Source organism: Paraburkholderia sp. (genome assembly GCF_028283785.1).
GTDB lineage: Bacteria > Pseudomonadota > Gammaproteobacteria > Burkholderiales > Burkholderiaceae > Paraburkholderia.
Genome location: NZ_JAPWKB010000002.1, coordinates 163,891 through 178,020 on the forward strand (window position 1 = coordinate 163,891; position 14,130 = coordinate 178,020).

Consider the following 14,130-nt stretch of genomic DNA (forward strand, 5'->3'; position numbering starts at 1 on the left):
TTGGTCCTGTTGTTCGTTATCTCGCCGCCAATCGCGCAGGGTGCGGTGCGTCGTTCGACGCGGACGCTCCAATTCTCGACGATCTGTCGGGCACAACCGCTGGGACAGTCTGAAGAATGCAATCATCGATGCGAAACTACCTTGGCTCCTGCCATTGCGGTGCGGTGAAATTCACCATCACCGCAGATGTGCGTGAGCTAACCACATGCGATTGCTCGATATGTGCCAGAAAAAATGCGTTGATGACCAAGGTCAGTGAACGCGAGTTGCACATCACCGAGGGCGAAGAATTCCTCACGCTTTATCAATGGAACACGGGACGAGCCAAGCATTACTTTTGTTCGCGTTGTGGGATTTATACGTTCCATAGAAAGAGGGCTGCGCCCGATCATTTTGGGGTGAACGTGTATTGCCTCGAAGGGTTCGATCCGTCGTTGGTCCCTACGCGAAAGACGGCTGGCGCTTCCATGTCGGTTGTGGGTGCGGAAGCGCGTGAAGAATGGGTGGGGCCGCGGGATGAAGGGGTGTGAGCGTGGGTGTGGATGGGGTTGTTTTGTTTAGGGGGGGCTGGGCGCGTGGGCCGGTTTCTGCCAAAAGCGGCCATTCGACATCATTCGCGGGATCGTCGACAATTGGTACGTGGCTTCTGGATATCGCATGCTGATAGCCGACCATCTCTAATGGATGATGCTGGTTCACTTACCTACTGGTTCCAAAAAACTAAAACATGACGTCCGATCAATTCTCTTGGCTTCACATCAGCGATCTTCACGTCGGTCAGCATTCATCTGGTTGGCTCTGGCCTTCATTCAAAGCGATCTTCCTTGACGACCTTGTCCGACTCGCTGAAGTTGCAGGCCCGCTGAATTTGGTGGTTTTCTCGGGGGATCTAACTCAGTCCGGTAAGGCCGAAGAATATGTCGCCTTGAGCAATATCCTAGCGGACATTTGGGAACGCCTTGACAAGCTCGGTCAAAATCCGCCGCTTTTCTGTGTCCCGGGGAATCACGATTTGGTGCGGCCACCGTCGACTGATGCGCACGTCCGGGTGCTAAAGCGATGGTGGGACGAACCAGAGGTGATGAGAGAGTTTTGGGAGAATGACACAAATGGATATCGGAACACAATCCAAAACGCGTTTGCGAACTACACCGCGTGGCACGAGGACATTCAAAAATCAGGGATTACAGCCCTCCCTCTAAACCAAGGCTTGTTGCCCGGAGATGCGTCCGCGTCCGTCCTAGCTGATGGTGTATCTGTTGGCGTGATTGGACTGAACTCTGCCTTCCTCCAGATCGGCAGTGAAGATTACGAAAGAAAGTTGGCGCTTGACCCCCGCCAACTAAACGCTGTCACGGGCGACGATCCTTCGGCATGGTGTTCGCGCCACGACGTCAATTTCCTTGTAACTCACCATCCGTCGACCTGGTTGCACGAAAAGGCGCATCGGGACTTTCAGTCGGAAATCTACGCTTCAGGCAGATTCACCGCTCATCTATACGGCCATATGCATGAAGCCGATGCTGTAACCCACTATCGCGGCGGAGAATCAGTACGCAAATACGTACAGAGTACGTCCCTCTTTGGGCTACAACATTTCAAAAACGAGAGCATCGAACGCGTGCACGGCTATTCAGTCGGCAAAATTCTGTTTGACCAAGGAGAAGGCACTTGGCAGTTATGGCCGCGGATCGCGCGCGTCAACCGTGCCGGCGATCGATTGATCGTTCCTGACTATGATTTCCCGCTCTCGCCAGGTACCGAGTTTTTAACAGAGCGAATGCTCATCAGCCGAACTGCTGTGTCGAAGGCCGTTGTTGTCGCCGCATTGCCGACCGTCGACCTAGCCGACGCCGTTTCCCAAAGCACCGCACTTTGGGACGAAGCTCTCTCTACCACGCTATATCCTCTTCCGGAACAAGCTCAGCACCTCGCTGTCCGGCCGCTACAACAGAAAGCTTGCATCGAAAGCCTGCGCAAGAACAAGATGGCTTGGATCTGCGCAGACTGGGGGCTTGGAATCGATGGCTTCCTTTGGTCGGTAGCCAAGCGTTCATCGCACGATGCGCACCCAGTCTTTAAGGTAAATCTGGGGAGCTACGCTTCCCGTGCGGACTTTTTAGAGCAGTTCGCAACGCAAGCGGGTTGCGCATTCTCAGAGTTTTGCAAGGCCTTGGCCAACACCGGGAAAGCGACGTTGATTTTCGATGAAGCTCCTGTTGGCATGGGCGACGCGGCGACGCAAATCGAACACGACGTTGAAGCCCTCGCAAGGATGGTTCAAGACTTCTGCCCAGAGGTCATGGTTTTCATGGTTAGCCGCGCCATGCCGCGTGCCCGAAGTCTCGAGCCAATCGAGCTCCATACGTTGGACGAACCGGATACACGCGCCTATATCGTAGGCCACCCGAGGTCAACGCCCGAGATCAGGACACCGCGAGCGGTTAGCGAGATTTTTCGACATACCGACGGAGTTCCGGGAAAGATTGACGAAGCGCTGAAGGCCCTTCGGATCGTCAACTTGTCGGAACTGGGGTCCGTGACGGCCGGCGTCCCCAACGCTATCGTCGTCGCCAGCGAAACGGTCCCTCAGTCATTGGTGAACACTGTTGCTGAGCTGTCGAATTCTCCGCACCAATTTGTCAAGCGCGCATTTCTCCTGCTAAAAGTGATGGCAATTTTGCCGCACGGGGAATCACTGCAACGCTTGAAATATTTCGAGAATCAGTCACCGTTCCATGCGAAACAAGCCATTGAACTGCTGGATCGAGGGCTGCTTGACGTTCGAACTACCAGTATTCTCTTGCAAGCATCGGGCGGAGATGAGGAGCGGCTGAAGGTGCTCGTTGCGCCGCGCCCTGTGCGAGATTACGTTCTTTCGTTGATGACAGAGCGCGAGATCGATGCGTTAACCCGAAAGGCAACTTCATTGTATTTTGGAGAAGAGTGGCGTACCGGCCGTGCACGGTTGCAAAAACTTGACGGCGCGTTGACATCGGACGATGGCACCCTCCTGCGAAATCCCCATTCGTTGGTTTTAAGTATGCTAACCAACGCCGCTACTTGGCGCAGTGCAGATAAAGCTGGACCAATCTTGAATCTTTGCCGAATCTACTGCGGCGCGCTAATGAAGGGCAAATCGTATAGAAACTGTGCCACGGTCTGCCGCGACGTGTTGTCAGTCGTCCCCGACGTCGGTTACGACGACGATCGAGACACCCTAGAGTTGCTTCTCGCGACGAGCACTCGGATGATGGGGGAGCATGGCGACGCCAAAATTCTTCTGGAACGCCTTCTGGCCCGCAAGAGATCGAAAGAAGTTCGAGCGTCCACGCTGCTTGATTACGCTCTCTGTCTTCAGTCGCTGAATGATCCAGATGCGCTACGGGTCGCGAAGGAGATCATTGTGTTGACACCCAAATCCTATGAGGCTTTGCAAGCGCGATCTATTATTCTGGAGGTCGAGGACGAGGCTGACAAGGAGAGTCAACTACTGAAACTCGAGGCGGAAGCACGGAAAAAAGGCGCAAACGTAGTAGCGAACAACCTTGTATTGGCTCGCGCTGCCAAGTTGGACGGTGACTCCGACTTGATTTCGGCTCTCCGAGAAGTTCATATGACGGCGACCGCTGCGGGCGACGCATATAACGCAGCCCGTGCGGCGGTGAAATTGGGTGCAATTATCTTAAAGGAAGCGGGTACGATGAGCCGTTCGGATCTGAACAACCTCATCCGCGCATATCAGTACTTTTACGGAGAGAGATCAGGCACCCTCTTTCTGGCGGCTCACAAATCCCTTTGGCAGTCGTTTGAAGCGCACAACGACACGAGGAATCTTCTTAGCCTTTTTCGACACAGCTCGTTTCTGTGGCGTCTATACGGGAACGATGATCGCGAACGTTCATACGTCGAAAGGCTCACCAAGGCGGCCCGCCATCTCTTGACTGAGGATGTTCTGACGGCAGACCAAGACACCGCTTATTTCTTGGTGCGCGCGACCGACTGGAAATCCGACGGTCGAGCACTGCTTGGCAACAGCGCGTCCCTTGGTAGCTAATGTCTAGCCCCAATTGCGGCTCTACGGGCCTGCGCAACGTCGCCGAATCCGGTTCTGACACGGAGGGAGTGTTGAACATGATATGGGGCTCTCCCAGTCCGAAATCCAAACTGGGATTCGGCTTCTATCCGCCGTGCTTTGGCCAATCTGACCGACCGCTTTCCGTAAGCAAGAGTGTCTCATGTGGCTCGATTTGCAACTTCCGCAGCGCCAAGCCAGGAAGACCGCCGACTCACTCCAATGGCGTATCTGCCCCGAACGACACACATCTCCCCCCTCACCCCCGCATCAAACTCACATGCGCCGCAACCACGCGCCAGCCACCCGCCGTCTTCACCCAGGTCTGACTCTGCCGACCAATCCGCGGATCACCATCGCGCTGAAACTCGATGTTCGCGACCGCGAACGCATCGCCGTAAGTCGTGACGACCCGCGCAGTCACGCTACGCGCCAGCCCCGCCGACGGCCGCGACGCTCGAAACTCCCGGATCGCGTCGTACCCGTAGAGGTTTTCAGTCGCGCCGTAACGCAGCGTGTGCGGCGAATCGAAGAACAATGCGTCCAGCACCGCGACGTCGTTCGTGACGAGCGCCTGCTCGTACGCATCGAACGCGGCGTTCACTTGCGCAAGCACGTCCGGTCGGTTGATCTCGGGGGTGGGTTCCGTTGTGTTCATCGCGTAGGTATCGGTCATCAGTCGTTTCCGCTAGAGACGGTTTGCGTTGTCGCTGCATCGAAGCACGGCGCGGGCGGGCACCAGGCCAGTTGCGCCTGTTCGAGACGACGCGCGGCGTCGAAGGCGAGGTCTTCGCGCCACGGCGGCGCGATCAGTTGTACCGCGAGCGGCAAGCCGGATGCCGTGCGCATCGGCACCGCGACCACCGGCAGGCCCAGGCACGAGATCGGTTGCGTCAGCAGGCCGAGATTCGGCCGCATCGCGAGACGCTGACCGTTCACGTCCATGAACTCGTCGCCGATCCTCGGCGCGACCACCGGCGTCGCGGGTGCGACCAGCACGTCGTAACGCTCGAACAGTTCGAGCATCCGCTTGCGCAACACCGCGCGCACGCGCTGCGCCTGCAACACCCACGCGGCAGGCAGCAACGCGCCGGAAATCAGACGGTCGCGCGACAGCGGTTCGTGCTCGTCGTAGCGCGTGCGCAAGGTCGGCATATGAAGCTGACCGCCCTCGGCTGCGGTAATCAGGAACGCCGCGCCGCGCGCCGCCGCCGCATCGGCGAAATCGACGGTCTCGGTGACGTTCAATGCACGCGATGCCGTCAACGCCATCTCGCGTGCATCGACACCGGCGTTGTCGTCGAAATAACCGCCCAGACGCGCGACCCGCAACGGCCGCCCGAGCGTGCTCGCGCTGACGGGTTCAAGCGCGCGCGCCGAGCACGCCGGATCGTACGGATCGAGATACTGCAACGCGTCGTAGGTGGCGGCGAGATCGTCGACGCTGCGCGCGAACGCGCCCATATGATCGATGCTCGCGACGAACGGATACGTGCCATGCCGCGACAGACGCCCGTACGTGGGCTTCACGCCGAACACGCCGCACAACGAAGCGGGCACGCGCACCGAGCCGTTGGTGTCGGTGCCGAGCGTCAACGGTACGAAACCGGCAGCGACCGCGGCCGCGCTGCCGCCCGACGAACCGCCTGCGATTCGCGTCAGATCGTGCGGATTGCGGCACACGCCGACATGCGAATTCTCGGTGGTGAAGCCATACGCGAATTCGTCCATATTCAGCGCGCCCACGAGGATCGCGCCATGCTCGCGCATCTGCCGCACCAGCGTCGAATCGGCACTGGCGGGCGCGCGATCCGCCAGCACGCGCGAACCGGCGAGCGTCGTCACGCCTTCGATATCGAACAGGTTTTTGACGGCGAACGGCACGCCTGCCAGCGGCGGCAGCTTCGCACCTTGCGCGCGCAGCGCATCGAGCCGGTCCGCGTCGGCGAGTGCGCGCCCAGCAGTCAGCGCGGTGAACGCATTCACTTTGGCATCGTGCGCGTCGATCCGGCTCAACGTGGCTTCGATCAGCTCGCGCGACGTGAATTCATGTTGCGCAAAGGCGCGCGCGATATCGAGCGCGCCGGTGGGGAAACGGGGTGTCGTCATGGGCGATACACCGGTGCGGGTTCGTCGTCGGCATTCAGCGGAAAGTCGAGCACGACGGCCGCCAGCGAGGCGACCCGCGCGAACTGTTCGTGAACCCGCGCGACGGCGTCGGCAGGCAACGCGGGAAAATGAAGGTCGAGCGCCGCGTCGATATACGCGGCGTGAGACGGTTGGGAAACCTGCGAACCATCGGACATAGGCAGCACCTTTACTGGAGTGTGGGAAACAGACTGCGCGCGAGCGCAATCAATGCGCGGTCGCTGCCGCGCGGTCCGATCAACGACAAAGCCAGCGGCCGGTCGAGACCGTCGGCGAGCGGCACGGTGACTTGCGGCAATCCCGCGAACGCGGCAATCGCGTTCATCGTCAGCGCGTCGCGATAAAACGCGTTGATGCTTTCCGGCGACGCGCCCTTGCCGATCAACGCGAGCGGCGTGGTCGGCTGCAGAATCACGGTCGTCTTGACCAGCAGTTCGATATTGCGTGCGAGCGTCGCGTATAACGCTTTCGCTTGCGCGACTTCGTCGTCGTCGAGAGTTTGCAGACGGGCGAAACGCGGTGCGATAGCCGGACCGAACCTCGGCCCGGTCTCGCCGATCCACGCGCCCAGCGACGCACGAATCGCGTCGTCCTGAAGCAGTTGATAGCACCGCAGCCAGCCCGCTTCGTCGCCGTCGAATACGCTGATCGCGTCGGCGGCGCCGGCGTCCATCGACATCGTGCGCAGTGCGCCCGCGTCGTCCGGTTCGTTGACCGCGCGCGCGCCGAACGCTTCGGTGCAGCGCGCGAGCGCTTTCGGCGTGTCCGCGTACGAATCGGCGAGCAGCACGTTCGCCACGCGCGCCAGCATCTCGCCGGTGCGTGCAAACCAGCCGACGGTATCGAAGCACGGCGCGAACGGCAGCACGCCATCGGCACTGATCGCGTCGTGTGTCGGACGAAACCCCCACAGTCCGCAGAACGCGGCGGGCACGCGCACCGATCCGCCGGTGTCGGTGCCGAGCGCGAAATCCACGGCGCCGCTCGCCACCGCCGACGCCGATCCGCTCGACGACCCGCCCGGCAACGCATGCGGCCAGCGCGGATTGAGCGGCGTGCCGTAGTGATGGTTGACGCCTTCGAGGCTGTACGCGAGTTCGTCGGTAATGGTCTTGCCATCCACCGACGCCCCCGCCGCCAGCAACGCCGACACGCTCGGCGCGTGGCGGCTGGCCGGTTGGTGCGTGGCGAGCCAGTCGGGATTGCCGCCACCCGTCACCACGCCTTCGACGTCGATCAGATCTTTCACGCCGAAGCGCAAGCCGTCGAGCAGACCGCTGCCGGTTGCCGCGACATGAAGCCGGGGACCGGGCATGAATGCGTTCATCGCCATTCTCCTCAGGCGTCGCGTTGCAGCGCGTCCGCCAGTTGCGTCGAATTCGCCACGAAACCAAAGCACTTCTTCACGTTCCATACCGTGGCTTCCGTACAGAACGCCGGCGACGACGTCGCGCAGCAGTCTTCCAGCAACACGCAGCCGTAGCCGAGAAAATTCGCGTCGGTCAACGTGTGCAGCACGCATTGATCGGTGTTGACGCCCGCGAAGAACACCGTGCGCACGCCCAGATTGCGCAGGATGCTGTCGAGCGGCGTGTCCCAGAACCCGCTGATCCGGTATTTGTCGACGCAGATATCGTTGGGCTCGGGCGCGAGTTCATCGACCACCGCCGCGGCCCACGAATCCTTCTCCAGCACATGCGCGCCATGCTCCGGCAACGGCTCGCCGAGACCGATTCCCGTGCCGGTCGGCTTGTACAGATGCAGCTGGTTCGGCGGCATGTTCGCGAGGTCGGGCCGGTTGCCCCAGTTGACCCAGATCACCGGCACGCCCGCTTGCCGCGCGATCGGCAGCACGCGCTGCAATGGTGCAATCGGCGCGCGGTCCGCGTCGTAGTCGCCCCCAAGATGGGCAACCCAACCTCCTTTGGTGCAGAAGTCATTCTGCATATCGATCACCACGATCGCCGCTTTCCCGAGGTCGAAACGCACCTGTTGCGGCGCCGAATCGAGTGTCGTCAGACGCGGCGCGGGTGTCGGCGGCGCCATATCGACAAGCGCGGGCGTGGCCGTCCAGCGGGTCTGCGCGGACCGGCCGAGCGGGCCGGAAAGCGTTGCGGCATCGGGTTTCAGCGCTGTATCCAAAGTTTTCTCCTGAGTCGTGACGACCGTTATGACGCGTGGCGCGCGACGCCTTTTTCGCGTCGCTTCGCAATCCGTGGCATTCACCCCGATCACATTGCATATCGCATACCGCCTGCACGTTCCCGCTCGCAGATGGCATCAAAGTTGCGTTGTGCGTTTCGTTCATGAATAACCTACTTACCCAAACTCAACGCAAAAGGAATGCCAGTGATGAAACCCACCAAGCCGCTCCCGTCACGTATCGGCGCTCGCCGTCTGGTGTCGCGCACGCTCGTCGCGGCCACGCTCGTCGCCGTCGGTGCGCCCGCGTTCTTCATGAGCGCTGCGCACGCGGACGACGCAATGCGGGTCGGCGTGCTGATTCCCGGTTCGAAGACGGACAAGGGCTGGATGGAATCGGGCTATGACGGCGTGGTCGCCGCGCAGAAGGAATTCGGCCCGAAGCTGAAGACGCAGATCATCGAAAACATCAACTACGCGGACATGGAACAGGCGCTGACCAATCTCGCGTCGAAGAACCAGCTGGTGATCGGTGTCGGTGGACAGACGCAGGCGGCGGTGATCAAGATAGCCAAGCGTTTTCCGAACGTGAAGTTCTCGATCGTTGGCGGCAGCAAGGGTGAGACGATGCCGCCGAACGTCGCCGGATACGACGTGAAGCAGGCCGAAATCGCGTTCGTCGCGGGCGCGGCGGCAGCGATGCTGACGAAGACCAATGCGGTGAGCTACGTGGGCGGCATGGAGATTCCGTCGATCGTGAACGCGGGCAAGGAATTCGGCAACGGCGCGCGCTACATCAATCCGAAGATCAAGTACTTCGAGAGCTACACCGGCGACTTCGACAACGTCGCGAAAGCGCGCGAAGCCACCGCTGCCGCGATCGCCCAGGGCGCCGACATCCACTATCACATTCTCAACCTCGGCTTGCGCGGACTCGAACAGGCCGCCAAGGAAAAGAACACGCACGTGATCGGCAGCTACACGGACCGTTGCGGCAGCGATCCGCTGTACGTCGCGTACAGCATCACGGGCGTCGGCTATCAGGCGCAATACGCGATCGAGCAACTGGAAAAAGGCACGTGGCAACCGGGCTACAAGGCGTTCGGCCTCGCGATGGGACCGAAGGCGTCCGGCATGGTCGTCTGCCAGCCGACACCTGCGATGGATGCGAAGATCAAGCAGATCGAGCAGGACATCCTGAGCGGCAAGATCAAGGTGTCGGAAGGATGAGTCCCGCCGCCGCTTCTGCTCACGCCGCGCCGCGCGCAGACGCGGCGCCGATCCTGTCGTTGACGGGGATCGGCAAACGCTTCGGCACGTTTCAGGCGCTCGACGATGTGTCGCTCGACCTGATGCCGGGCGATGTCCATTGCCTGCTCGGCGAAAACGGTGCAGGCAAATCCACGCTGTGCAACGTGATCTTCGGCGTGCATCAGCCGGATGCGGGTTCGATGCGTGTCGATGGCGCGCCGTACCAGCCGCGCAATCCGCGCGAGGCGCTGACGCACGGCATCGCGATGGTCCACCAGCATTTCAGCCTCGTCGACGATGCGACCGTGCTCGACAATCTGCTGCTCGGCCAGGCACGCGGCTGGCTCGATCGTACGGCGCATGCGAAGCGCATCCAGGCCGTGCTCGACAGCGTCGGGCTCGAACTGCCGCTCGACGCGCGGATTGCGGATCTGTCGGTCGGTGAGCGGCAACGGGTCGAAATCGTCAAATGCCTGATGCGCGAGCCGCGTCTGCTGCTGCTCGACGAACCGACCGCCGTGCTGCTGCCCGCGCAGATCGATGCGCTGCTCGACACCTGCGCGCGGGTCGCCGCGCGCGGCTGCGCGGTCGTGCTGGTTACGCATAAACTGAAGGAAATCTCGCGGATCGCGTCGCACGCCACCGTGCTGCAATCGGGGCGCGTGGTCGCGCGATCGGATGCGCCTTCGACCGACATCGACCGGCTGGTTCACGCGATGATCCATCGCGCGTCGCACGATACGCCGGAGGCGAACGAAGCGAACACGATGAACCGACTGTCGCTGGTCGAGGCCGCGAGTCCGTCGCCGTATTCGCGGCCGCTCAACGACGAGGTGTTGCAGATCGACGCGCTCAGCGCCACCGACGCCGACGGCGTCACCCGCCTCTCGGACTGCACGCTGGTCGTCAATCGCGGCGAGATCGTCGGGATTGCGGGCGTCGAAGGCAACGGCCAGAGCGAACTCGGCGCGGTGCTCGCCGGGATGATGCCGGCCGCCGGCGGGCGCTTCTTCATCGCGGGCAACGACATGACGCAAGCCAGTCCGCGCGCGTTGACCCAGGCGGGCGTCGGCATCGTGCCGGAAGACCGTCACGCGGTGGGTTGCGTGACCGGCATGAGCCTCGCCGACAACCTGCTGCTCAATCACCTCGACCGCTACACGCGCGGCGGTTTTTTGCGCCGACGCGCGATGCGCGATGCCGCGCTCGAACTGATGACACGCTTCGACGTGCGCGCGAGCGGCCCCGATGCGCTGTTCGGCGGGCTGTCGGGCGGCAACCAGCAAAAGGCCGTGCTCGCGCGCGAACTGACGCTCGATCCGCTGCTGTTTCTGCTCGCCGCGCAACCCACCCGAGGTCTCGACGTCGGTGCGGTCGCGGCAGTCTACGGCCATATCCGCGCGGCCCGCGATCGCGGCGTCGGCGTGTTGCTGATTTCTTCCGAACTCGACGAACTGATGAGCGTCGCCGACCGCATCGTCGTGCTATATCGCGGCCGCATCATGGGCAGTTGCACGCCCGAAGCGGCCAATCGCGCGCGTATCGGTGCATGGATGGCCGGCGCTGGAGACACTGCATGAACCCCGATCTGAAACTGCATCGTTCTCACGGTGCCTTCGCACGGCTGCGCGACTGGCGCGCCGTCAGCGAAAACTCGCCGCAACTGCGCGTGGCGCTGGTGATCGGCGCGTCGGTTGCGCTGGCGATGCTCGCGGCGCTGGCGCTGATCGCGCTCGTCGGCGTGCCGATCCGCGATGCGCTCGCCGCGTTCGCCGACGGCGCGTGGGGTTCGCCGTATGCGATCGGCGCCTCGGTCAATCGCAGTCTCGCGTTCGCGCTGGTCGGTACCGGCTTCGTGATCGCGAATCGCGCGCGGCTCACCAACGTAGGCGGCGAAGGACAACTCGCGATCGGCGGCATTGCGGCCACCGCGATGAGCCTTTACGGCGGCTGCGCGGGCTTGCCGTTCGGGCTGTCGTTCGTGGTACCGATGCTGACGGCCGCCGCCGCTGGCGCGCTGTGGGGCGGCGTGCCGGGCGTGCTGAAGGCAAAGGCCGGCACCAACGAAGTGATCAGCACGCTGCTGCTGTCGTTTATCGCGGTATGGCTGCTTTACTGGTGCGTGCAAAGCGAAGTGCTGCTGCGCCAGCCGATGACCAGCGGCGCGACCTTGCCCGAATCGCTGGAGATTCCCGATCCGACCAAACTGCCCGGCATCTTCGTCGCGAGCGGGATGAATCTGCATATCGGCTTGCCGGTCACGCTGGTGCTCGCCGTCGCGGCCGCGATCATGCTGCGTCGCACGCGCTTCGGCCTGTGTCTGCAAGCGGCCGGTCTGAACCCGGTCGCCGCGCGCCGCGCCGGTTTGCCGATGACCTCCGCGCTGGTCGGCGCGCTCGCGCTCGCGGGCGCGTTCAGCGGACTCGCCGGTGCGTTGATGCTGCAAGGCGACCAGTACTCGTTGAAAGCGGGTTTTTCGTCGGGCTACGGCTTCGACGGACTGGTGGTCGGTCTGCTGGCGCGCGGGTCGATCACGGGCGTGTTCGCGGCCGCGTTGCTGTTCGGCTTCCTGCGCTCGGGCGGCATCAATATGGAAATGGTCGCGTCGGTGCCCTCGGCGCTGGTGCTGATCGTTCAGGGCATCGTGACGGTCGCGCTGGCGGGCGGCGCGATCTGGCTCGAACGCGGTCGCGCGTGATTTCGGATTGACGGAGAACCACAATGAATCTTGAGCTTCTGGCGGTATTCGGCGGCGCATCGATCCGGCTCGCCGCACCGATGATGCTCGCATCGACCGGCGAGTTGATCAGCGAACGCGCGGGCGTGCTGAACATGAGCGTCGAAGGGATGATGCTGACGGGCGCGTTTCTCGGCGCGCTGTTTTCGTGGCTGACCGGACATCCGGCCGTGGGTCTCGTCTGCGCGATGATCGGCATCGTGCCGCTCGCGCTGTTGCAGGCGTTTCTCAGCATCACGTTGCGCGCAAACCAGATCGTGACCGGAATCGGCATCAACATTCTGGCGCTGGGCGGCACGACGCTCGCATATCGCGAGGTTTTCGGCGAGCGCTCCAGCGCGGTGATTCCTGGCCTCGCGCGCTGGTCGCCGCCCGGTCTCGGCAGCTTGCCGGTGATCGGCGAGCCGGTGTTTCATCAGGTATGGCTGCTGTATGCGGGATTGGTCGTGCTGATCGGCACGTCGATGGTGATGCGTAAAACCTCGCTCGGGATCGCGTTGCACGCGAGCGGCGTCGCGCCGCGCGCGGTCGATCAATCCGGCTTGCCGGTCACGCGCATCCGTTACGGTGCAGTGGTGTTTTCGGGCGTGATGTCTGCGGCGGCGGGATGTTTTATTTCGATCGGCGACATCCACACGTTCACCGAAGGCATGACCAACGGCACCGGTTATCTGGCGATTGCCGCGATCATTTTCGGTAACTGGAAAATCGGCCGTACCGCGTTTGCGTGTCTGCTGTTCGGCGCGGCCACGGCGATGCAATTCCAGTTGCCGATGTTCGGCATTCATGTGCCGACCGCATTGCTGATCATGCTGCCGTATCTGCTGGCGCTGATCGCGGTGGCGGGACTGATCGGACGGCAGACCGCGCCGCCGGCGTTGACCCAGCCGTTCCGGCGTTGATCGCGACGGCTCTGCTACCCTTCCGCTCACATTCCGATTTCAATACCGAACTTGTCCATGCCCAGCAAGACGTCGTCACCCGCGAAACCGCTTCGAAATACGCCGGCACGCGCCGTCCGCACGTCGAAGAAAATCGCCGCCGCAACCGGAACCGCCGCACCGCCGACCAGGCGCGCGCAGCTTGCCGCGAAAACCCGCGACCGTCTGCTCAAAATCGCGATTCGCGAATTCGCGGATAAAGGCTTTAGCGGTGCGCGCGTCGAAACGATTGCGAGCCGTTCCAAAGTCAATATACGAATGATCTACCACTACTTCGGTGGTAAAGAAAAACTGTATGTGGAAGTACTCGAACACGTGCTCGGCCGACTGCGCGAAGCCGAACTCGCCGTCACGCTCGACGTCGAAAAAATCGATCCGGCCAGCGGCATTCTGCAACTGTACGATTTCACCGAAGGACACTTCGCGCGGCATCCGGAACTGCTGTGTCTGCTGTCGTGGGAAAACCTGAATCGCGCGCGCTATATGAAGCAGTCGCGGACCATTCCGGCGATGTCGTCGCCGGTGCTCGACAAGCTGCGCACGCTGATTACGCGTGGCGAAGCAGCCGGAACATTACGTACCGGCATCGATCCCTTACATCTTTATGTCACGCTGGTCAGTCTTGCTTACTTTCACAAGTCGAACGCTTATACGCTGTCGCGGATGTTCGAAACGGAAATGCTCGACGATGCCTGGCAAGCCGCGCATAAACACCAGGCGCATGAGCTGGTGAATGCTTTCCTGCAACGCGACATAGTGCCCGCGGATGCACTGCGGAATGCGGCAATAAAAGCCTGAATGCTTTTAATAAAATGCACGCACCAGCCGCTCAAGCC

Annotated in this window: 12 protein-coding genes; 7 read left to right on the forward strand and 5 right to left on the reverse strand. The window is 61.9% G+C overall.

What is annotated here, in order from left to right; all coding sequences use genetic code 11:
• The first annotated feature begins 128 nt into the window (after nucleotides 1-128).
• Together PW947_RS01220 and PW947_RS01225 are read left to right on the forward strand one after the other, a co-directional pair.
• Nucleotides 129-530: a GFA family protein gene (locus PW947_RS01220; protein WP_299628919.1), complete on the forward strand. Its 402-nt coding sequence runs from the start codon at nucleotides 129-131 to the stop codon at nucleotides 528-530.
• Nucleotides 531-727: 197 nt separating this feature from the next.
• Nucleotides 728-4,057, forward strand: coding sequence for a metallophosphoesterase (locus tag PW947_RS01225; protein WP_299628921.1), 3,330 nt, complete (start codon nucleotides 728-730; stop codon nucleotides 4,055-4,057).
• A gap of 277 nt (nucleotides 4,058-4,334) precedes the next feature.
• On the opposite strand, the gene hpxZ is transcribed toward PW947_RS01225, so the two are convergent.
• Genes hpxZ through PW947_RS01250 form a run of 5 tightly spaced genes read right to left on the reverse strand, consistent with a single transcriptional unit; the run spans nucleotide 4,335 to nucleotide 8,365 of the window.
• Nucleotides 4,335-4,751 (reverse strand): oxalurate catabolism protein HpxZ, encoded by a 417-nt coding sequence (hpxZ, locus tag PW947_RS01230; RefSeq protein ID WP_299628923.1) that lies wholly within the window; start codon nucleotides 4,749-4,751, stop codon nucleotides 4,335-4,337.
• Entirely contained in the window at nucleotides 4,751-6,184 is a 1,434-nt protein-coding gene (locus PW947_RS01235) for an AtzE family amidohydrolase (protein WP_299628925.1), read from the reverse strand. The genes hpxZ and PW947_RS01235 overlap by 1 nt, the downstream gene beginning before the upstream one ends.
• Nucleotides 6,181-6,381: a DUF4089 domain-containing protein gene (locus PW947_RS01240; RefSeq protein ID WP_299628926.1), complete on the reverse strand. Its 201-nt coding sequence runs from the start codon at nucleotides 6,379-6,381 to the stop codon at nucleotides 6,181-6,183. The genes PW947_RS01235 and PW947_RS01240 overlap by 4 nt, the downstream gene beginning before the upstream one ends.
• 11 nt (nucleotides 6,382-6,392) lie before the next feature.
• Nucleotides 6,393-7,550, reverse strand: coding sequence for an amidase (locus tag PW947_RS01245; RefSeq protein ID WP_299628928.1), 1,158 nt, complete (start codon nucleotides 7,548-7,550; stop codon nucleotides 6,393-6,395).
• 11 nt (nucleotides 7,551-7,561) lie between these two features.
• Entirely contained in the window at nucleotides 7,562-8,365 is an 804-nt protein-coding gene (locus PW947_RS01250; protein ID WP_299628930.1) for a cysteine hydrolase, read from the reverse strand.
• Between the two features lie 210 nt (nucleotides 8,366-8,575).
• On the opposite strand from PW947_RS01250, the gene PW947_RS01255 reads away from it, so the two are divergent.
• From PW947_RS01255 to PW947_RS01275, 5 genes are read left to right on the forward strand one after another with little or no spacing between them, the layout of a single operon-like run.
• Nucleotides 8,576-9,595, forward strand: coding sequence for a BMP family protein (locus PW947_RS01255; protein WP_299628932.1), 1,020 nt, complete (start codon nucleotides 8,576-8,578; stop codon nucleotides 9,593-9,595).
• Entirely contained in the window at nucleotides 9,592-11,196 is a 1,605-nt protein-coding gene (locus PW947_RS01260) for an ABC transporter ATP-binding protein (RefSeq protein WP_299628934.1), read from the forward strand. The genes PW947_RS01255 and PW947_RS01260 overlap by 4 nt, the downstream gene beginning before the upstream one ends.
• Complete coding sequence (locus PW947_RS01265) at nucleotides 11,193-12,314, forward strand: ABC transporter permease (protein ID WP_299628936.1); 1,122 nt, start codon at nucleotides 11,193-11,195, stop codon at nucleotides 12,312-12,314. Before PW947_RS01260 ends, PW947_RS01265 begins: the two co-directional genes overlap by 4 nt.
• A 23-nt stretch (nucleotides 12,315-12,337) precedes the next feature.
• On the forward strand, nucleotides 12,338-13,255 hold the full coding sequence (locus PW947_RS01270) for an ABC transporter permease (RefSeq protein WP_299628938.1): 918 nt from the start codon (nucleotides 12,338-12,340) through the stop codon (nucleotides 13,253-13,255).
• A 57-nt stretch (nucleotides 13,256-13,312) separates the two neighbouring features.
• Nucleotides 13,313-14,092 (forward strand): TetR/AcrR family transcriptional regulator, encoded by a 780-nt coding sequence (locus tag PW947_RS01275; protein ID WP_299628940.1) that lies wholly within the window; start codon nucleotides 13,313-13,315, stop codon nucleotides 14,090-14,092.
• Nucleotides 14,093-14,130 lie beyond the last annotated feature (38 nt).

Coding starts and splice junctions, on each gene's coding strand:
- PW947_RS01220 (WP_299628919.1), top strand. CDS start 129: ATGCGAAACTACCTTGGCTCCTGCCATTGCGGTGCGGTGAAATTCACC.
- PW947_RS01225 (WP_299628921.1), top strand. CDS start 728: ATGACGTCCGATCAATTCTCTTGGCTTCACATCAGCGATCTTCACGTC.
- hpxZ (WP_299628923.1), bottom strand. CDS start 4,751: ATGACCGATACCTACGCGATGAACACAACGGAACCCACCCCCGAGATC.
- PW947_RS01235 (WP_299628925.1), bottom strand. CDS start 6,184: ATGACGACACCCCGTTTCCCCACCGGCGCGCTCGATATCGCGCGCGCC.
- PW947_RS01240 (WP_299628926.1), bottom strand. CDS start 6,381: ATGTCCGATGGTTCGCAGGTTTCCCAACCGTCTCACGCCGCGTATATC.
- PW947_RS01245 (WP_299628928.1), bottom strand. CDS start 7,550: ATGAACGCATTCATGCCCGGTCCCCGGCTTCATGTCGCGGCAACCGGC.
- PW947_RS01255 (WP_299628932.1), top strand. CDS start 8,576: ATGAAACCCACCAAGCCGCTCCCGTCACGTATCGGCGCTCGCCGTCTG.
- PW947_RS01260 (WP_299628934.1), top strand. CDS start 9,592: ATGAGTCCCGCCGCCGCTTCTGCTCACGCCGCGCCGCGCGCAGACGCG.
- PW947_RS01265 (WP_299628936.1), top strand. CDS start 11,193: ATGAACCCCGATCTGAAACTGCATCGTTCTCACGGTGCCTTCGCACGG.
- PW947_RS01270 (WP_299628938.1), top strand. CDS start 12,338: ATGAATCTTGAGCTTCTGGCGGTATTCGGCGGCGCATCGATCCGGCTC.
- PW947_RS01275 (WP_299628940.1), top strand. CDS start 13,313: ATGCCCAGCAAGACGTCGTCACCCGCGAAACCGCTTCGAAATACGCCG.